Here is an 18,945-nt window from a genome sequence, read left to right as displayed (position 1 = left end):
TCCCCCATCACCGAGGGTGACGGGGGACGATCGAGGCTTCGGTCCTTGCGGACCGAGTCACGTCAGGCTCCGGCAGGAGCGTCGACGATCAGAGCGCGCGAACGCCGGTGGCCTGCGGGCCCTTGGTGCCCTGGCCGACCTCGAACTCCACGCGCTGGTTCTCCTCCAGGGTGCGGAAGCCGCTGCCCTGGATCTCCGAGTAGTGGACGAAAACGTCGGCGGAGCCGTCCTCGGGAGCGATGAAGCCGAAGCCCTTCTCCGCGTTGAACCACTTCACAGTGCCCTGTGCCATGCTTTTCCTTCTCTTTCTAACACCGGATGCGGCGGTTCGCGGGCGAGCGAGCCGCCGGGCCGGTTCCGACCGCTGTACTTCTTGATCCCCCCACAGGAAGAGCAAAGCACCGCGCTCGCAACCATCGATCCTGCGAGCCGTGCACTTTCTCAAGTCACCGAACACAGAAGCTGCGACCGATGTCAGTGAACCACGTTCGGGGCGCCGACAACAGTAGGAGGGCGCACAATTCGCCCGAAAATTTGATCTTGTACATACCGACGGTACGATTACTCGTCGGTACGGTTACGTCGATGTTAACCCGCGCGCGGGTCGCACACCGACCGAACGCCGGGAACGACGGCCGACTACGCTGGTTTCCCATCCCGACCGCATCCTCCGGAGTACCCAGTGTGACCAGCTCGCCGCACCGCCGTCCCGTCGGCGACGGGCCGACGAGCTTCGGCCACGAACTGCTCGAACGAGTTCTCGAGGGCACCCCGGCCTCGGAGCACCCCCTCACCCACAGCGCGGAGCTGCCCGCCCGCGAGGTCCGGCACACCGACTGGCCGGACTGGGCGTCCGACGCCGTCGTCCGGGCCCTGCGCGCGACGGGTGTGCCCCGGCCGTGGAGCCACCAGAGGGCGGCCGCCGACGTCGCCGCCGGCGGGGAGCACGTCGTCGTCTCCACCGGCACCGCGTCGGGCAAGTCCCTCGCCTACCAGTTGCCCGTGCTCACCGCACTCGTCGAGGACCCGCACGCCACCGCGCTGTACCTCTCCCCCACGAAGGCGCTCTGTGCAGACCAGTTGCGCGCCGTCACCGACGTGACCGCCGCCGAGCCCGAACTCGGTCGGGTGCACGCGTGTGCCTACGACGGTGACACCTCCACCGAACTGCGGCAGTGGGCGCGCAGCCACTCGCGGTGGATCTTCACCAACCCCGACATGCTGCACATGTCGATGCTGCCCGGGCACGCCCGCTGGTCCCGGTTCTTCCGCCGACTGCGCTACGTCGTGGTCGACGAGTGCCACTCCTACCGCGGCGTCTTCGGCTCCAACGTGGCCCTGGTGCTGCGCCGGCTGCGACGGATCGCCGCACGCTACGGTGCCCGACCGGTCTTCGTCCTCGCCTCCGCGACGACCGCCGACCCCGGCGCCGCGGCGTCCCGGCTCGTCGGCGCGCCCTGCCGGGAGGTGACCGAGGACGGCTCCCCGCACGGCCCGCGCACCGTCGCGCTGTGGGAACCGCCACTGCTCGAGCAGGTGACCGGCGAGAACGGCGCCCCGGTGCGCCGCGCCGCCGGAACCGAGGCCGCGCGCATCCTCGCCGACCTCGTCGTCGAAGGTGCCCGCACCCTCGCCTTCGTACGGTCCCGGCGCGGCGCCGAGTTCACTGCGCTCGGCGCACAGCGGCTGCTCGCCGAGGCCGCCCCCGAACTCGTCGATCGTGTCGCCGCGTACCGCGCCGGCTACCTCGCCGAGGAGCGGCGCGAGCTCGAGGCTGCTCTGGCGGACGGCCGTCTGCTCGGTGCCGCCAGCACCAACGCCCTGGAACTCGGTATGGACATCGCCGGCCTCGACGCCGTCGTCGTCGCCGGATTCCCGGGCACCGTCGCGTCGTTCTGGCAGCAGGCCGGCCGGGCCGGCCGCCGCGGCGCGGGATCGCTGGTCGTGCTCGTCGCCCGCGACGATCCACTCGACACCTACCTCGTGCACCATCCGGCGGCGCTGCTCGACAAGCCCGTCGAGGCGACGGTCACCGACCCCACCAACCCGTACGTGCTCGGCCCGCAACTGCTGTGCGCTGCGCTCGAGCTGCCCCTCAGCGACGCCGAGGTCGAGGAGTTCGGCGCGGCCGACGTCCTCGCTGCCCTGGCCGCCCAGGGCGCGATCCGGCGGCGCCCGCACGGCTGGTTCGTCACCCCCGACACCCGTCCGCACTCCGACATCGACATCCGCGGCGGCATCGGCACCCAGATCGCCATCGTCGAATCCGACACCGGACGGATGCTCGGCACCGTCGACGGCGGCCGGGCACCGGCGACCGTGCATCCGGGCGCGGTGTACCTGCACCGCGGCGAGTCGTTCGTCGTCGACGAGTTGCACCTCGACGACGGGATCGCGCTCGTGCACGCCGAGGAGCCCGAATGGTCCACCTCCGCGCGGGAGATCACCGACATCGTCGTGACCGCCGTGACGGAGCAGCGCTCGCTCGGTCCGGTGACTGTGGGCCTCGTCGAGGTGGAAGTGACCCATCAGGTGGTCTCCTACCTGCGGCGACTGCCGTCCGGCGAGGTTCTCGACAGCACCGAACTCGATATGCCGTCCCAGTGCCTGCCGACGCGCGCAGTGATGTACACCGTCACCCCCGAACTGCTCGACCGGTGCGGAATCGGACCGGAACGGGTACCCGGCGCGCTGCACGCCGCCGAGCATGCCGCGATCGGGCTGCTGCCGTTGGTGGCGACGTGCGACCGCTGGGACATCGGCGGGGTGTCCACGGCGGTGCACCCGGACACCGGGCTGCCCACCGTCTTCGTCTACGACGGGCATCCCGGCGGCGCGGGCTTCGCCGACCGCGGTTACGCGCGCATCGCCGAATGGCTCGGGGCGACCCGCGCGGCCGTGACGGCCTGCGAGTGCGCCGCCGGCTGCCCGTCGTGCGTGTACTCCCCCAAATGCGGCAACGGCAACGACCCGCTCGACAAGGCCGGGGCGGTCGCTCTGCTCGGCGCGGTGCTCGACGCCCTCTCCTGACCGGCGCTCACTCGACCGGCCCCGCCCGCGCGATCGCGCGGGCCTGCCGCCCACCCGGCAGCGCCACCGCGGCCTCGACCTCGACGACCGCGTCCCAGCCGTCGACGGTGCACGAACGCACCTGCACCCGCATCCGCGCCGCGATCCGGTTCGCTTCCGAGCAGGCGGTGCCCGATCCGCGGTCGAGTGCACCGGCCACCGCGAGGGCCGCCAGGTCGGCCGCCCCCTGCGCCCGATGCCGCGTCGCGACCCCCGCGCCGATCTGCACGAGCAGTCCGGTGACCGCGATCAGCGCGGCCGCAACGAAACACGCCACCACGCTCGCGCTACCCCGATCGTCCCGGAACGTCACTGCGCCACTTCCGGTTCGAACGCAGCCACGGCCTCCGCGGTGAGCGTCACCGCCGGCAGCAGCGGACCGTCCGCTGTCACCGTCGCCACGACGAGGTCGCCGTCGGGGCGCACGGAGATCCGTGCGCCCTCCGGGGCGATCCGCGCCGCCACCTCCACCGCCCGCGTCCCGTCGCCACGGGCCGCGAGCCGGGCGGCTTCCCGTGCGGCGTCCTGGCATCGGAGCTGACTCGAAATACACAGCACCGCACCGAGACACAGCACGAGGACGCTCACCAGAGCGGTGAGGGCGATCGCCGCCTCGACGGTCACCCCACCGTCGTCCCCGCTCACACCGCCGTGTTCAGTGCGCGCTCGACAATGCCGGTGAGCGCAGTGACGATGTTGTCGCCGGTGACGACCGTGTAGAGCACGGCCCCGAACGCCGCCGCCGCGATCGTACCGATCGCGTACTCCGCGGTGGACATCCCGTCCTCCGCCGCGACGGCACCGCTCAGCCGTTGCACGACCGTACGAATTACGTTGCCTACCATGGTTCCTCCCCTCCTCCGGCGCGGACCGTCCGCGCCGACGTCTCACAACAGCCCCTCACCGAGCACGCGTCCCGCGAGCCCGATCACGACGGGCACGATGCCCAGGCACACGAACGCCGGCAGGAAGCACAGTCCGAGTGGGCCGCTGACCAGAACCCCGGCACGCTCGACGGCTGCAGCCGCCCGGTCCTCCGCTCGTTCGCGCTGCCGCTCCGCCACCTCGGCGACGATGCCCGACAGCGGGGCACCGGATCGTGCCGATCGCCGCGCGGCGCGGGCGAAGGCCTCCAGCGCCTCCGTCTCGTCGTCGGATCCGTCGGCCGTCGCCTCCCCGAGACCGCTCCACGCCTCCGACGGCGCGGCCCCGAGCTCGAGACGGTCGGCGCCCCGCCGCAGGGCCAGGGCGAGCGCGGGCGGTGCCGAGTCGGCCACCGCCCGTGCCGCGGTCGCCGTCGGAAGGCCGGCGCGCAGGCAGGCGGCCATCAGGTCGAATGCGGCCGGCACGGCGTGCGGGTCGTCCGGGGCGCCGCCGGTTCCGGTGGCTTCCCCGGAGGCCGCGGCCCCGGCAGTCCGGCACCGTCGCGTCCGCAGGTCCGGCAGGATCACGAGCGCCGCGGCCAGGCAGACCAGCGCTACGGTCACGATGCCACCCCCCTCGCGATCCGGTCGGTCCACAGCAGTCCGGCGCACCCCAGTGCGGTGCCCACCACCAGCAACACCCCGCCGAGACCGTCGCCGAGCAGCACCGACACCGGCGACGCCCCCATCATCTGCCCGAGCGCCACACCGAGCGCCGGCAGAGCCGCGAGCACCGCCGCCGTCGCGCGGGCCCCCGCCAGTCCCGCTTCGGTACGGGAGCGCAGGCGCATACGACCGGACAGATCCGCCCGTGCGGCCGCGAGGAGTTGCGCCAGCGCCAGCCCGTACCGGTCGGACACCTCCCAGGCCCCGGCGACCCGATCGAGCGACGCGGCGATCCCCGACGGGTCCGTCGCGCGGGCTACCGCGCGCAGGCCGTCGGCTGCGCTTCCGCCGAGCCGGGCCCGCGCCGCCGCGACACGGAAGGCATCGGCGGTGGGCCCGGTCGTCTCCCGTGCCGCCGTCGCACACGCCTCGGCCGGATGGGTGCCCACCTCCAGCTCGGCGACGACGGTTTCGAGACCGGCGAGCAGGGCCCGCTGTTCGGCGTCACGGGCGCGGTCCCGTCGGCGTCGCCGCACCCGGCGCACGGTGGTGCCGGCGACGACCGCCGCCGCGACGGCGGGTGCGACGCCGAGCAGCAACACCGGGAGGACGCACAGCACTGCCGTCACCTCCTGCGGCGGTCGCCACGGCCGTCCGGCGACGACTGTCGTGCGCAGCGACCGCAGTCGCGGCGCGGCGACCGTCGCCGGTGCGACCAGCAGGGCCGCGGCCAGGCACAGGGCGGTCGCGGTCACGGCGCCTCCCGTCGCCGGAAGAGCTGTTCGAGCCGGTCCATGCCGGCCTGCGTGCCGCGCTCGTGGGTCCACGCGGGTGCGACGACGACACCCGAGACCTCGTCGCGCTGCACGACACCGATCTCCGTCAGCCGACGGGTTCCGTCGGGGGTGCGGTGCACGTGCAGGACTACCTGCACCGCTGCGACGAGCTGACTGTGCAGGGCGGCGCGGTCCAGACCGCCGAGCGCGGCGAGGGCTTCGAGCCGCGCCGGCACCTCGTCCGGAGAATTGGCGTGCACGGTGCCTGCACCCCCGTCGTGACCGGTGTTCAGCGCGGTGAGCAGATCGACGACCTCGGCGCCGCGCACCTCGCCGACGACGATGCGGTCGGGCCGCATTCGCAGCGCCTGCCGGACGAGATCGCGCACCGCGACCTCCCCGACGCCCTCGACGTTGGCGGCTCGCGCGACGAGCCGCACGACGTGGGGATGGGCGGGCGCCAGTTCCGCCGCGTCCTCGACGCACACGATCCGCTCACCCGGATCCACGGTGCCGAGCAGCGCCGCGAGCAGGGTGGTCTTGCCCGCACCCGTGCCCCCGACGACGAGGAAGGCGAGCCGGGCGGCGACGATCCGGCGCAACAACACGTAGGCGTGCGGGTCGACGGCGCCGCGATCGCGCAGCGCGTCGAGTCCCTGGGTGGCGGGCCGCAGCACCCGCAGCGACAGACACGTGCCACCCTGTGCGACGGGCGCGAGGACGGCATGCAGGCGGACACCGAAATCGCCGTGCCCGGGCAGCCGGCCATCGACCCACGGTTGGGCGTCGTCGAGCCGCCGCCCGGCGAACAGCGCGAGGCGCTGGGCCAGTCGCCGCACCGACGCCTCGTCGGGAAAGGCGACGGAGGTGAGCCGCAGCCCGCCGCCGCGGTCGACCCAGACGCGGTCGGGGGCGGTGACGAGTACGTCGGTGACGCCGGGTTCGGCAAGCAGCGCTTCGAGCGGGCCGGCGCCGGACAGCTCGGTCTGCAGATGCCGCAGTGCCGTGAGCAGATCGAAATCGCCGAGAACCCCGCCGGATTCGGCACGCAGCGCAGCGGCGACACGGTCCGGCGTGGGCTCGCCGGCCTCCGTCGCGAGACGTTCACGGACCCGGTCGAGCAGCTCGGCAGTGAGGACGGCGCTCATGCTGCCCACCGCGATCCCGGCTCGGGACCGGCCAGCACGTCGAGGACCGACTCGGCGGCGTGGACCAGGGGCGAACGACGTCCGAGCCGCAGTCCACCGCGTTCGAGTGCCGCGGCGAGGCCGGGCTGCGCGCGCATCGTGGCGATCAGCGGCAGCCCCACCACCTCGGCGACGTCCCGGCCACGCAGTCCGCCGGGGGCCGGGCCGCGCACGACGATGCCCTGGTTCGTGTTCTGGTCGGCGACCCAGCCGGCGACCCGCCCCGCGGCGAGGGCGGCACGCACACGGGCGGGGACCACCAGCACGGCCAGGTCGGCGGCCGCCACCATCGCCTCGGCGGCCGGCCCGCGGCTGCGCGGCACGTCGCACACCACCAGGTCGCCCGAGCGGCGGACGGTGTCGAGCACCGCGGTGACGGCGGCGGGGGCCGGCTCGGACGTGGACTCGCGATCTGCGGAGAGCACGCCGAGTCCCGGAAGCCATTCGGGCACCGCATCCCGCAGCGACCGGGCGGAGAGCCGGCCGCGATCGACGGCCAGGCCGGACCAGCGGACACCCGGCCGCTCCTCGATTCCCGTGAGGACGTCCAACCCTCCGCCCAGGGGATCACCGTCGACGAGAAGTGCTCCCGCACTGTGCCGGAAGGCGGCGACGGTCCATGCCAGGGCGGCCGCGAACGTGGAGGCGCCGGCGCCGCCGCAGCCGCCGAGTACGGCGACGACGTGCCCACCCCCGGTGTCGGGTTCGGCGGCGGTGCCGAGCACCGTGAGCAGTTCGACTTCGTCGTCGGGCAGGCCGACGACGTGTTCGGCCCCGACGGCGGTGGCGGCCTGCCAGTCGGGGAGGTCGGCCCCGCCGGCAGTGACCAGGACGATGCCGCCTCGACGGGGAAGCTGCTGCGCGCAGAGCAGGGCTGCGGTTCGGTCGACCACGACGAGTCCCGCGTCGAGCCAGGTTCTGCGCGGCGGTGGCATCGCCGCCGCGCCGACGGTGCGGTCGGTGGCGGCCGCCACGCGGTGCAGGCTCGCCGTCAGGGCGGGATCGTCGACGAGGGCCAGGACGTCGTTCATGGCGCCCAGCTTGCGCGCCGAACGAGGGTGCCGGAAGCCGAGGCGGGGCGAATCGGCGAATCTGTGGATGAATGCGCCGCCTGTGGATGAACACGCCGGGCTTCGAAAGGTCCCGGAACAGAGGACGACCCTCGCCAGGGGGGGAGGAGGCGAGGGTCGTCATGTTCAGCCCCGGGGGGTCGGGCTGAACACCCCCTGGACTATGTCCAGGTGAGGTCGATACTACGCCGGGACCCGATATTTGCAAGTTCAACCGTCGCGTGTTCCACGCAGGTGGAGGCGCCCGACGACGGGCCGGATCACGGGACGTACCGGGAAGATGCAGCCACACCTATTGTGGTGCCGTGACCGACGCGACCGTGGACCCGACCCCGTCCGGCCGAATCGCCGCCTTCTTCGATCTCGACAAGACCGTCATCGCGAAGTCCAGCGCGCTCGCCTTCAGCAAGCCGTTCTTCGCCCAGGGGCTCCTCAACCGGCGGGCGGTGCTCAAGAGCAGCTACGCCCAGTTCCTGTTCATGCTGTCCGGCGCCGACCACGATCAGGTGGAGCGCATGCGTGCCCACATCGCGGCGATGTGTACCGGCTGGGATGTCGAGCAGATCAAGGCGATCGTCGCCGAGACACTGCACGACATCGTGGACCCGCTGGTCTTCGCCGAGGCGGCCGATCTCATCGCGGACCACCGGCTCCGGGGACACGACGTGATCATCGTGTCCGCGTCCGGGGAGGAGGTGGTCACCCCCATCGCGACGGCGCTCGGGGCGACGCACAGCACCGCGAGCCGGATGCGGATCGAGGACGGCCGCTACGCCGGGGAGCTGGAGTTCTACTGCTACGGGGAGGCCAAGGCGGAGGCAATCCAGGCGCTGGCGCTGCAGTACGGGTACGATCTCGCACGCTGCTACGCGTACTCGGACTCGTCGACGGACATCCCGATGTTGCGGGCCGTGGGTCATCCGCGGGCGGTGAACCCGGATCGGGTACTGCGCCGCGAAGCAGTCGAAAATGATTGGCCCATACTCACTTTCATCCGTCCCGTCCCGCTCCTGCACCGATTCACCACGACGTCGCCGGCCGTGGTCGCCGCGACGGCCGCGATCACCGCGGGCGCGGCGGCCGCGGGCGCCGCGGCGTACCTGGCGTTGCGCCGGAGGCACCGGCGCGGGTTCACGCCCCGGGGGTGACGGTCCCGAAAATGGGACTTGCCCCCCTGTGAGACCGGGAGTAGAAAGGAGTTACGGAAGGACGGAAGGCCAAGAGCGAATCGGAAGAGAAGGTTCGATCTCCCGACCGGACTTCCCAGCACGGACACCGAGCACCCACGCGGAGCCGATGCCACTATAAGGGCAAAAGCGTTGTGGGCTTGCGAGATTCGGGTCTTCGACGGCGAGCACCCCGCACCCGTTGCGAGGACGAACCAGCGATATCCGAACCCTCGCCGAGGCCAGTGACACACAACCCATGCAGCACGCTTGGTAACTCGGCAGTCCGTGCTGGCGGGCGACGCCACCGAAGTCATTCGGCGACGTCGCCCGCTTACATGTGACGACATGGCCCGAAAACGATGTCGGGCAGCCTGATTCACTGCTCTAACCAGCCGCACCGCTCGGACTAGCCGCCGGCGAAGGCGTCCGCGATCGATGTCGCCTCCCGCGCGCCCGCTTCCAGCCCGCCGCAGCAGAAGACGACCCAGCCGCCGACGCCGACCGCGGTGCCCGACTCGAAACCCGCGAGCCCGTCGCGGTAGGCCTGGGCGCGACGCATCCAGCTCACCTCGGGCACGCCCAGATTGTGCACGTCCAGCCCACTCGCGACCGACACGAGGCGCGACGCCGACCGGGCGATCACGCCGTCGGCCACTCCGAAGGGACGCAGCACCGCCAGCTCGCCGTGCACCACCGCGGCCAGCACCGGGGCGGGTGCCCGGGTACCACCGGTCACCAACTGCGCGAGGGCGTCGAGCCGCTCCCCCACGCCCGGCTCCGGGCGGGGCCGGCCCAGCACCTCCGGATCGTCGACGAGGTCGGCCGCCGCGAGCAGATGCAGACGTGCGAGGGTCTGCAAGGGCGCGCGCTGCCAGGTGGACACCATGACGGCCAGGCCGTCGCCGTCGAGCGCCTGCGCCACTCGCAGTGCGCCCGTCAGAATCGGCTCACCCGCCTCCCCCGGCGTGGGCAGCTCCATGGATCCACCGTCGAGCGCGGCCGAGGCCCGGGCGGCCCGGACCGACGCCTCGGCGGCGGTGTTCGGCCAGCCGCGCCGGTTGGTCTTGTGCCGGTGCACCTCGGCGAGGGCGTCGCGCGCGCGGTCCGCGGCATCGCGCACTCCGGGCAGGTCGAGCAGGGGCTGCAAGGGGTCGGTCACGGCATCCGACGGTACCGGCCGGTGCCGACTGCCCGGGCGCCGGTTCCGCTGGACGCGGAGGCCGACCGCCCGTCGCGCGGGACCGACCGATCGTCGAAAGTGAGCAGGTTGCAGCCGTATGCAACGGTGCGATGTCGGTCACAGGTGACTACCCTCACAGGTGCCCGAACTGTTTGGACCGACCGGAAAGAGGCCCCGCAACCATGACGAGCGCAGCGCAGGACCACGAACAGCAGGTGTACCCACCGAGCCCCGAGTTCGTCGCCACCGCCAACGCCGGTCCCGAGTTGCAGGCCGCCGCGGACGCCGACCGGCTCGGGTTCTGGGCGACGCAGGCGCAGCGGCTGGACTGGGCCACGCCGTGGACCGAGGTGCTGGACTGGTCCGACGCGCCGGTGGCCAAGTGGTTCGTCGGCGGGCAACTCAACGTCGCCTACAACTGCGTCGACCGGCACGTGCTCGCCGGCAACGGCGACCGGGTCGCCATCCACTTCGAGGGCGAGCCCGGCGATTCGCGGGCGCTGACCTACAACGACCTGCTCGCCGAGGTGTCCAAGGCGGCGAACACCTTCACCGACCTGGGCCTGGTCGCCGGCGACCGGGTGGCGATCTACATGCCGATGATCCCCGAGGCGATCGTGACGATGCTCGCCTGCGCGCGCCTGGGCCTGACCCACTCGGTGGTCTTCGGCGGGTTCTCCTCGCACGCGCTGCGCTCGCGCATCGACGACGCCCGCGCCAAGCTGGTGGTCACCGTCGACGGACAGTGGCGCCGTGGCCAGGCCGCTCCGCTCAAGCCGGCCGCCGACGAGGCCCTCGCCGAGGCCGCGTCGGTGCAGCACGTGCTGGTGGTCAAGCGCACCGGCATCGACGTCGACTGGACCGACGGACGCGACCTGTGGTGGCACGAGACGGTGGACAAGGCCTCCGCCGAGCACGAGGCCCAGCCGTTCGACGCCGAACATCCCCTGTTCATCCTCTACACCTCGGGCACCACCGGTAAGCCCAAGGGAATCGTCCACACCTCTGGTGGCTACCTGACGCAGGCCTCGTACACCCACCACTACGTGTTCGACCACAAGCCGGGCCGCGACGTGTACTGGTGCACCGCCGACATCGGCTGGGTCACCGGGCACAGCTACATCGTGTACGGCCCGCTGTCCAACGGCGCGACCCAGGTGGTCTACGAGGGCACCCCGAACTCGCCGAACGAGCACCGGCACTTCGAGATCATCGAAAAGTACGGGGTGAGCATCTACTACACCGCCCCCACCCTGATCCGCACCTTCATGAAGTGGGGCCGGCAGATCCCCGACGCGCACGACCTGTCCTCGATCCGGTTGCTGGGTTCGGTGGGTGAGCCGATCAACCCGGAGGCGTGGCGCTGGTTCCGGGAGGTCATCGGCTCGGGCAAGGCCCCCATCGTGGACACCTGGTGGCAGACCGAGACCGGCGCGATCATGATCTCCCCGCTGCCGGGCATCACCGCCACCAAGCCGGGCTCGGCGATGGCGCCGCTGCCGGGCATCTCCGCCAAGATCGTCGACGACAACGCGGCCCCGCTCGGGGCCGGCGGCAACGGCTACCTGGTGCTCGATCAGCCGTGGCCGTCGATGTTGCGCGGCATCTGGGGCGACATGGACCGGTACAAGGACACCTACTGGTCCCGGTACGCCGAGGAGGGCTGGTACTTCGCCGGTGACGGCGCCCGCTACGACGAGGACGGCGCCCTGTGGGTCCTCGGCCGCGTCGACGACGTCATGAACGTCTCCGGGCACCGCATCTCGACCTCCGAGGTCGAGTCCGCACTCGTCGGGCACCCGGCCGTCGCCGAGGCCGCCGTCGTCGGTGCCGCCGACGAGACCACCGGCCAGGGCATCGTCGCGTTCGTCATCCTGCGCGAGGGCGTGGAGAACACCGGCGATGCGCTGATCGCGGAACTGCGCAACCAGGTCTCCACCGAGATCTCCCCGATCGCCAAGCCCCGGCAGATCTCCATCGTGCCGGAACTGCCCAAGACCCGTTCCGGCAAGATCATGCGCCGCCTGCTGCGCGACGTCGCCGAGGGCCGCGAACTCGGCGACACCTCCACCCTCGTGGACCCGAAGGTCTTCGAAGCCATCCGTTCCCAGAGCAAGTAGGCAGCGAAGCTGCCGGTGTGCCCTTTGGGCGGCCCCAACAGCCCAAAGGGCACACCGGCCGCGGAGCGGCCTACACCTCGTCCAGCCGGCGATCCTTGGTCTCGTGCATCACGAGCAGCGCGACGAAGGTGAGTGCGGCCGCGGCCAGGAGATACACACCCACCCAGCCGACCCCGTAGGTCGTGGCGAGCCACGTCGCGATGAACGGGGCGACGGCGGCGCCGAGGATGCTCGACACGTTGTAGGCGATGCCCGACCCGGTGTAGCGCACGTTGGTGGGGAACAGCTCGGGCAGCACGGCGCTCATGGGACCGAAGGTGAAGCCCATCAGGATCATGCCGACGACGAGGAACAGCAGCATGCGCGGTTCGCCCATGCCCTCCGGGTCGAGCAGGATCCCGAAGGTCAGGCCGAACGCCATGATGATCCCGGTGACGACGAGCAGGGTGATGCGGCGACCGTAACGGTCGGCGAGCCGGCCGGACACCGGAATGGCGGCCGCGAAGAACAGCACCGCGACCAGCTGCAGCACCAGGAAGTCCGAGTACTGGAACCCGGCGCCGGTACCGCCTTGCGCGGGGGTCTTCCCGGTGCCGTGGCTGAGCACCCAGGTCGTCATGATGTAGAAGAGGGTGTACGTCGCGAGCATCACGAATGTGCCGATGATCAGCTGACGCCAGCTGGTCCGGAAGACCTCGGCCAGCGGGGTCTTGACCTTCTTGCCCTCGGCGACGGCGCGGGCGAACACCGGCGTCTCCTCCAGCTTGAGCCGCACGTAGAGGCCGATGATCACCATCACCGCGCTGAGCAGGAACGGGATCCGCCAGCCCCACGTCAGGAACGCGCTGTCCAGGTCGGGCTCGGCGTTGTTGTGGTTCAGGAACAGGGTGATGATCAGGAACAGGCCGTTGGCCAGGAAGAACCCGATCGGCGCACCCAGCTGTGGCCACATGGCGGCCCACGCCCGCTTGCCCTTCTCGGCGGTTTCGGTGGCCAGCAGTGCCGCGCCGCTCCATTCGCCCCCGAGGCCGAGGCCCTGACAGAAGCGCATGAGTGCGAGCAGCGCCGGGGCCAGCAGACCCACCTGGTGGTACGTGGGCAGGATTCCGATGAGGAAGGTCGCGACGCCCATGGTCAGCAGCGAACCGACGAGGGTGGCTTTGCGGCCGATGCGATCGCCGAAGTGACCGAACAGGATCGAGCCGACCGGACGGGCGACGAACGCGAGACCGAACGTCGCGAGCGAGGCGAGCAGAGCGGTGGTGCCGTTGCCCTTCGGGAAGAACAGGTGCGGGAACACCGAGACGGCGGCGGTCGCATAGATGTAGAAGTCGTAGAACTCGATCGAGGTGCCGACGGTGCTCGCGACGATGATGCGGCTGCGCGGTACTCCCGCGACCAGCGATCCGTCTCGGTCGGCGGTGTTGTCGAGGGAAGTGCTCACGAAACCAGCTCCAGAGATTCACATGATGGGAAACGATCCCAGCTTCTAGGAAAGTGAACACCTCCTTTCCGGAACGAATCAAATCGGACATCCGCCGACCGGACGGACGGGGATACGATTCGTCGCTGGGTGCGCTGGGAATCCTGGTCGGCGGCAGCCCCATCGCCCCGCGGATTCGTCGATCGAAAGGCCTTCGTGAATCAGCCACTGCGCTCGGAACTCACTCGGTATCTACGCACCGAGACCGTCGGTGGCGCGATCCTCCTCGTCGCCGCCGCCGTCGCCGTCCTGTGGGTCAACTCCCCGCTCGGACCCGCCTACGAGAGGCTGCGCGACTTCACCGTCGGGCCGGAGGCGCTGCACCTGCATCTCACCGTAGGCACCTGGGCACAGGACGGCCTGCTCGCCGTGTTCTTCTTCGTCGCCGGACTCGAACTCAAACGCGAACTCGTGATCGGTGAACTTGCAGACCGCAAGAAGGCCCTGCTGCCGGTCATCGCGGCCTGCGGCGGCGTGCTGCTGCCGGCACTCATCGCCGCCACCGTCGGGTGGGGCACGCCGGGCATGGACCGCGGCTGGGCGATCCCCGTCGCCACCGACATCGCCTTCGCCCTCGGAGTTCTCGCCCTCACCGGTTCCCGCATCCCCACCGGCGCGCGTGTCTTCCTGCTCAGCCTCGCCGTCGTCGACGATCTCATCGGCATCGCACTGATTGCCGTCCTGTTCACCACGTCCATCGCGGCGCTGTGGCTGCTCGGGACCGTCGCGTGCGCCGCCGCCTACTGGTACGCCCAGCACCGGCGGATCACGACCCCGTGGCTGTACGTCCCGCTCGCGCTGCTCACCTGGTACGGCATGCACGAGGCCGGCATCCACGCCACCATCGCGGGCGTCGTGCTGGGTCTGCTCACCCGCGTCCGCGCCGACCCGGGTGAGCGGCGGGCACCGGCCGAGCGGCTCGCCCACGACCTCCAACCCTGGTCCGCCGGCCTGTGTGTGCCTCTGTTCGCGCTGTTCGCCTCCGGCGTTCCCATCGACGGCGAGGTCCTCGCCGATGTGTTCACCAGTCCGGTGGGCCTGTCCGTTCTGCTGGGCCTGCTGATCGGCAAGACGGTCGGCATCTTCGGCGCATCCTGGCTCGCGATCCGGACAGGCGTGGCCACCAGGCCCGCCGGCCTGGCATGGCCGGACCTGCTGGCCCTCGCCGTACTCGGCGGCATCGGATTCACCGTGAGCCTGCTCATCGCCGACCTCTCGCTCGCCGGAATCGACGGCGGGGCGCCCGCGGAGATCGCGAAGGCGTCGGTCCTCGTCACGTCACTGATCGCCTCGCTGCTGGGATCGACGCTACTGTTACGGCGTGGGCGAGCCCACCGTAGGCAATACGAATCAACTGGAGGGGTCGACAAGTGAGCGTGACGAACGGGAACCGGAAGCAGGGTGACGGGGTACCGACGAGCATCTCGTCCATTCCGCTGACCGAGGTGCGCGCCCGCACTCCTCAGGAAGCGAGCATCGGGGACCTGGTCCGCGACGCCACAGCACAGGTCTCGACGCTGTTCCGCGCCGAGGTCGAACTCGCCAAGGCCGAGGTCACCGGCGAGGTGAAGAAGGGCCTGCAGGGCAGTCTGTTCTTCATCCTGGCCTTCGCGGTCCTGGTGTTCAGTTCGTTCTTCTTCTTCTTCTTCCTCGCCGAACTGATCGACATCTGGACGCCCCGCTGGCTGGCGTTCCTGATCGTCTTCCTCATCATGGTCGTGGTCACGGCGATCTTCGCCCTGATCGGGTACCTGCGGGTGCGCAAACTGCGCGCCCCGGAGAAGACCATCGACTCGCTCAGGCAGGCTCGTACCGTCCTGCCGCAGCAGCACGACGCGGTGCCGGCAGCGGGTCCCCGGCACGCGCGCTGATCCTCCACGTGCAGGGCACCGTGTCCCTCCCCGACCCGTCCACGGTCCGGTTCCCCGGGCCGTGGACGCACCGCGACATCCACGCCAACGGCATCCGTCTGCACGCCGTCGAAGCCGGCCCGTCCGGCCCCGACGCACCGCTGGCGCTGTTCCTGCACGGGTTCGCCGACCTGTGGTGGTCGTGGCGGCACCAGCTCACCGCCTTCGCGGACGCCGGCTACCGCGCCGTCGCCGTCGATCTGCGCGGCTACGGCGACTCCGACAAGCCCCCGCGCGGCTACGACGGCTGGACCCTCTCGGGCGACGTCGCAGGACTCATCCGCGCCCTGGGCTGCTCGGAGGCGACGCTGGTCGGGCACGCCGACGGCGGGCTGGTGTGCTGGGCGACGGCCGTGCTGCACCCGCGGCTCGTCCGGGCGATCGCCCTCGTGGACTCGCCGCATCCGATCTCACTGCGGGACGCGACGCTGCACGACCGGGCGCAGCGGGCGGCGCTGCTGCCCACGTTCCTCGCCTACCAGGTGCCGTGGCGGCCCGAACGCAAGCTCGTGCGCGACGACGGCTGGGAGATCGAACGACTGCTGCGGGCCCGCGCGGGCGCACGGTGGCAGCAGTCGGACGAATTCCGGGAGGTCGCCGAGCGGATGCGCTCGGCCATCCGCATTCCCGGCACCGCACACTGCACGCTCGAGTACCAGCGCTGGGCCTTCCGCAGCCAGTGGCGGCCGGACGGGCGACGGTTCATGGCGGCGATGGACAAGACGCTGACGCTGCCGGTCCTGCAACTGCACGGCGCGCGGGACCCGTACGTCGTGCCGGCGACCGTGCGCCGGTGCGTCCGTCACGCTCCCGGCCGGAAGTTGCTCATGATCGACGACGCCGGGCACTACGCCCATCAGGAGCGTGCCGACGACGTGACCGCCGCGCTGCTCGACTTCGCCGCCGGGCTCTAGGAGCCCCGGGATTCAGGCGATGCAGGTCCCCGTCGCCACCGCTGCGAACGAATCGTCGGCCAGTGCCAGCTGACTGCTGACCTCCGCCGCGGTCAGCACGAATCCGGTATCGCTGTTGTCCACGGCCGCCCCGAACACGACACCCAGGACCCGGCCCTGCTCGTCGACGAGCGGACCGCCGGAGTTGCCCTGCCGGATGGACCCGCGGACGGTGTACACCTCTCGCTCGACGGTGCCCGAGCGGTAGATGTCCGGTCCCTGCAGGTCGAGCGTCTCCCGGATGCGCGCGGCACTCGCCGTGTAGGGGCCGCCGCCGGGATAGCCCAGGACGAGGGCGTCCTGCCCCGAGTCGGCCGGGGCCGGGGCGAATTCGAGCGGTGCCACGTCGAGTCCCGGCACCGAGAGGATCGCGACGTCGACCGCGGGATCGAACAGCACGACCTCGGCGTCGAGCGCCCCGCCCAGCGTCTGCACCGACACTGCCGACGTGCCGGCGACGACGTGGGCGTTGGTCATGACGCGTTCGGGCGCGACGACGAACCCTGAGCCCTCGAGCGCGCGCTGGCAGGTCGGCGCGATGCCGTTGATGCGCAGCACACTCGGGTGCAGGTCGAGCGCGACGGGACTGGCGAGCACACTCGGGTCCGGTGGCTCCACCTCGGCGACCGGGGTGCGTCCGAACGGGCCGATGACGTCCGGCAGGCCCGAGGTGTCGAGCAGCGCAGAGAACTCCTTCGGGACCCCGCGCAACCAGTCCGGGGCCAGCACGTCGACCGTGCTCAGCACCCGGGACCCGCGCACGGCCGCGGAGATCTCCGGCTGGGACGAGGCGGTGAGCGGAATGGCGAGCAGCCATGCCGCCACCAGCACCGCCACGGCCTGCAGGCCGGCCCCGACCACGCTGTCGACGCCCCGCGCGACGGGGCTGTGCATGTTGCTCCGGGCCGCCCGGCCGAGCACCATGCCCGCGACCTCGCCGATGATGACGAGGACGACGATGAGCGCGATCCCGGCGAGGATCCGCATCCGTCCCTCCTCGACGTGCACGAGCACGTGCGGGGCGATCAGGATGCCGGCGACCGCGCCGAGCACCACGCCGAGGAACGCCAGCGCGGACGCCACCGCGCCCTGCCGCAGGCCGGACGACGCGGCCACGAGCACGACCAGCAGGATGAGCAGATCGATCCATCCGGACGGCGTCACGGTTCGACCACCCCTGTCTCGAGCTCGGCGAGCGTGACGTCGAAGTCACGGATGTCGCTGTGGTCCCACTCGATCTCCCAGCCCGACACCGCGAACAGGCCTGCGAGGATCCCCGCGGTGAATCCCCACACGAGCATGTCCTCCACCAGGAACGCCGGTCCCTGGTAGCCCCGCTCGTGCCGGATCTGGAAGCGATTGTCCGGGTCGAGCAGGTCGTGCAGGGACACCCGGACCACCCGGACCGCCTCGCGGGGGTCGACCACCCCGATGGGAGTGGGCTTCTCCCAGAAGGCCACCACCGGGGTGACGTCGAACCCGGACGGCGGGATGAAGATCTCCGGCAGCACCGTCAGCGGGCGGACACCCGCGGGGTCGAGGCCTGTCTCCTCCTGCGCCTCGCGCAGCGCGGTCGCGACCGGGCCGTCGTCCTCCGGGTCGGCGGCACCACCGGGGAACGCGACCTGTCCGCTGTGCTGACGCATCGTCGGCGCCCGCTGGGTGAGCAGGACGTCCGCGTCGGCGGGCAGTCCGCCCCGGGCCAGGGGATCGGGTTCGGGCGAGCCGCCGAACAGTACGAGCACGGCCGCGGGACGAACGGGAACCCCGCTCGGAGCCCGGCGGTCGAGCACGGGGTTGACCCGGTGCGGATCGCTCGGCAGGACGGTGGACACGTGGCGCAGCCAGTACGGCGTCATACCTTCACTCCCAGGTGGTACTCCACGGCGGCGGCGACCTCGTCGGCGCTGCGGAACGGCTGGGGCAGCACCTTGGCGACCGAACCGTCGGGCCGCAGCAGCACCGTCACCGGCAGCACCGGCGGCGACTGCACCGCGGCCTGCGCCCGCGCGGACCCGTCCTGCACCCCCGGCAGCTGCACGGCGTACTCCGCGAGCCGGGACAGGGCGTTGGCCTCGTTGGGATCGGTGTGGACGGTGACGACCGTGACCGCATCCCCGGCACGCTGCGCGTACTCCTGCAGGTAGGGCAGTTCTTCGGCGCACGGCCCGCACCACCACGCCCACAGGTTCACCAGGGCGGGCCGTCCCGCGAGCGCGGCCGCCAGGTCGACGCTGCTGCCGTCGCCGAGACACTCGAACCGCAGCCCCGCAAGCGGCCCCGCTCCGTTCCCGGCCGGGGCCGGGCAGGCCTCGAGCGCCGCCGCGGCACGCAGCGGCGCGAGGGCCTCGGGGGTGTCCTGGGCCCGGCGGTCCACCGGCGCCGCGGCCGGCCGGGCACCGTCGACGGGCGGTGCCGGATCGTCGGTGTCGCGGGGCCAGATCGCGACGATCAGCGCCACCACGACGACGAGTGCCACCAGGCTCCAGCGGCCTGCGC

Annotated in this window: 19 protein-coding genes; 6 read left to right on the top strand and 13 right to left on the bottom strand. The window is 71.6% G+C overall.

Annotated features, from left to right (window positions below):
* Positions 1-88: 88 nt before the first annotated feature.
* Positions 89-292 (bottom strand): cold-shock protein, encoded by a 204-nt coding sequence (locus tag F1734_RS04530; protein WP_003935252.1) that lies wholly within the window; start codon positions 290-292, stop codon positions 89-91.
* Between the two features lie 392 nt (positions 293-684).
* On the opposite strand from F1734_RS04530, the gene F1734_RS04525 reads away from it, so the two are divergent.
* Complete coding sequence (locus F1734_RS04525) at positions 685-3,030, top strand: DEAD/DEAH box helicase (protein ID WP_010595031.1); 2,346 nt, start codon at positions 685-687, stop codon at positions 3,028-3,030.
* Positions 3,031-3,037: 7 nt separating this feature from the next.
* Here the strand turns inward: F1734_RS04525 and F1734_RS04520 are convergent, their stop codons facing one another.
* From F1734_RS04520 to ssd, 7 genes are read right to left on the bottom strand one after another with little or no spacing between them, the layout of a single operon-like run.
* Entirely contained in the window at positions 3,038-3,382 is a 345-nt protein-coding gene (locus tag F1734_RS04520; RefSeq protein ID WP_010595030.1) for an Rv3654c family TadE-like protein, read from the bottom strand.
* Positions 3,379-3,693: a TadE family type IV pilus minor pilin gene (locus tag F1734_RS04515; protein WP_017681224.1), complete on the bottom strand. Its 315-nt coding sequence runs from the start codon at positions 3,691-3,693 to the stop codon at positions 3,379-3,381. The genes F1734_RS04520 and F1734_RS04515 overlap by 4 nt, the downstream gene beginning before the upstream one ends.
* A gap of 17 nt (positions 3,694-3,710) precedes the next feature.
* Positions 3,711-3,914 carry a DUF4244 domain-containing protein gene (locus F1734_RS04510; protein WP_026137874.1) on the bottom strand — a complete coding sequence of 68 codons (204 nt, stop codon included), beginning with the start codon at positions 3,912-3,914 and terminating at the stop codon, positions 3,711-3,713.
* 42 nt (positions 3,915-3,956) lie between these two features.
* Entirely contained in the window at positions 3,957-4,589 is a 633-nt protein-coding gene (locus F1734_RS04505; RefSeq protein ID WP_010595027.1) for a type II secretion system F family protein, read from the bottom strand.
* Positions 4,553-5,353: a type II secretion system F family protein gene (locus tag F1734_RS04500; protein ID WP_010595026.1), complete on the bottom strand. Its 801-nt coding sequence runs from the start codon at positions 5,351-5,353 to the stop codon at positions 4,553-4,555. Before F1734_RS04500 ends, F1734_RS04505 begins: the two co-directional genes overlap by 37 nt.
* Positions 5,350-6,522, bottom strand: a complete 1,173-nt coding sequence (locus tag F1734_RS04495) for a TadA family conjugal transfer-associated ATPase (protein ID WP_010595025.1) — start codon at positions 6,520-6,522, stop codon at positions 5,350-5,352. The genes F1734_RS04500 and F1734_RS04495 overlap by 4 nt, the downstream gene beginning before the upstream one ends.
* Entirely contained in the window at positions 6,519-7,592 is a 1,074-nt protein-coding gene (gene ssd, locus F1734_RS04490) for a septum site-determining protein Ssd (RefSeq protein WP_017681222.1), read from the bottom strand. The genes F1734_RS04495 and ssd overlap by 4 nt, the downstream gene beginning before the upstream one ends.
* 344 nt (positions 7,593-7,936) lie before the next feature.
* Between ssd and F1734_RS04485 the strand changes: the two genes are divergently transcribed.
* Complete coding sequence (locus tag F1734_RS04485; protein WP_010595022.1) at positions 7,937-8,779, top strand: HAD-IB family hydrolase; 843 nt, start codon at positions 7,937-7,939, stop codon at positions 8,777-8,779.
* 427 nt (positions 8,780-9,206) lie between these two features.
* Here the strand turns inward: F1734_RS04485 and F1734_RS04480 are convergent, their stop codons facing one another.
* Positions 9,207-9,959 carry a Fic family protein gene (locus tag F1734_RS04480; protein WP_010595021.1) on the bottom strand — a complete coding sequence of 251 codons (753 nt, stop codon included), beginning with the start codon at positions 9,957-9,959 and terminating at the stop codon, positions 9,207-9,209.
* Between the two features lie 203 nt (positions 9,960-10,162).
* Between F1734_RS04480 and acs the strand changes: the two genes are divergently transcribed.
* Positions 10,163-12,100: an acetate--CoA ligase gene (gene acs, locus F1734_RS04475; RefSeq protein ID WP_203011389.1), complete on the top strand. Its 1,938-nt coding sequence runs from the start codon at positions 10,163-10,165 to the stop codon at positions 12,098-12,100.
* A 70-nt stretch (positions 12,101-12,170) separates the two neighbouring features.
* Here acs and F1734_RS04470 read toward each other — a convergent pair whose 3' ends face one another.
* A complete protein-coding gene (locus tag F1734_RS04470) occupies positions 12,171-13,544 on the bottom strand; it encodes an MFS transporter (protein WP_203011388.1) in 1,374 nt (457 codons plus the stop codon).
* 195 nt (positions 13,545-13,739) lie between these two features.
* Here F1734_RS04470 and nhaA point away from each other — a divergent pair, with 195 nt between their 5' ends.
* From nhaA to F1734_RS04455, 3 genes are read left to right on the top strand one after another with little or no spacing between them, the layout of a single operon-like run.
* Complete coding sequence (gene nhaA, locus F1734_RS04465) at positions 13,740-14,957, top strand: Na+/H+ antiporter NhaA (protein WP_010595018.1); 1,218 nt, start codon at positions 13,740-13,742, stop codon at positions 14,955-14,957.
* On the top strand, positions 14,954-15,454 hold the full coding sequence (locus F1734_RS04460) for a phage holin family protein (RefSeq protein ID WP_203011387.1): 501 nt from the start codon (positions 14,954-14,956) through the stop codon (positions 15,452-15,454). The genes nhaA and F1734_RS04460 overlap by 4 nt, the downstream gene beginning before the upstream one ends.
* 20 nt (positions 15,455-15,474) lie before the next feature.
* Positions 15,475-16,407: an alpha/beta fold hydrolase gene (locus F1734_RS04455; RefSeq protein ID WP_026137873.1), complete on the top strand. Its 933-nt coding sequence runs from the start codon at positions 15,475-15,477 to the stop codon at positions 16,405-16,407.
* Between the two features lie 12 nt (positions 16,408-16,419).
* On the opposite strand, the gene F1734_RS04450 is transcribed toward F1734_RS04455, so the two are convergent.
* The 3 genes from F1734_RS04450 to F1734_RS04440 are packed head-to-tail and all read right to left on the bottom strand — an operon-like array spanning position 16,420 to position 18,925.
* Positions 16,420-17,610, bottom strand: a complete 1,191-nt coding sequence (locus tag F1734_RS04450) for a MarP family serine protease (protein ID WP_010595016.1) — start codon at positions 17,608-17,610, stop codon at positions 16,420-16,422.
* Positions 17,607-18,305: an NUDIX hydrolase gene (locus F1734_RS04445; protein ID WP_017681220.1), complete on the bottom strand. Its 699-nt coding sequence runs from the start codon at positions 18,303-18,305 to the stop codon at positions 17,607-17,609. Before F1734_RS04445 ends, F1734_RS04450 begins: the two co-directional genes overlap by 4 nt.
* Entirely contained in the window at positions 18,302-18,925 is a 624-nt protein-coding gene (locus F1734_RS04440; RefSeq protein ID WP_010595014.1) for a TlpA family protein disulfide reductase, read from the bottom strand. The genes F1734_RS04445 and F1734_RS04440 overlap by 4 nt, the downstream gene beginning before the upstream one ends.
* Positions 18,926-18,945: the final 20 nt, after the last annotated feature.

Origin of the sequence: Rhodococcus ruber, assembly GCF_016804345.1 — a bacterium.
Lineage (GTDB): Bacteria > Actinomycetota > Actinomycetes > Mycobacteriales > Mycobacteriaceae > Rhodococcus > Rhodococcus ruber.
Note: the sequence above shows the minus strand (reverse complement) of the source record. Positions and strands in the feature narration are given on the sequence as shown.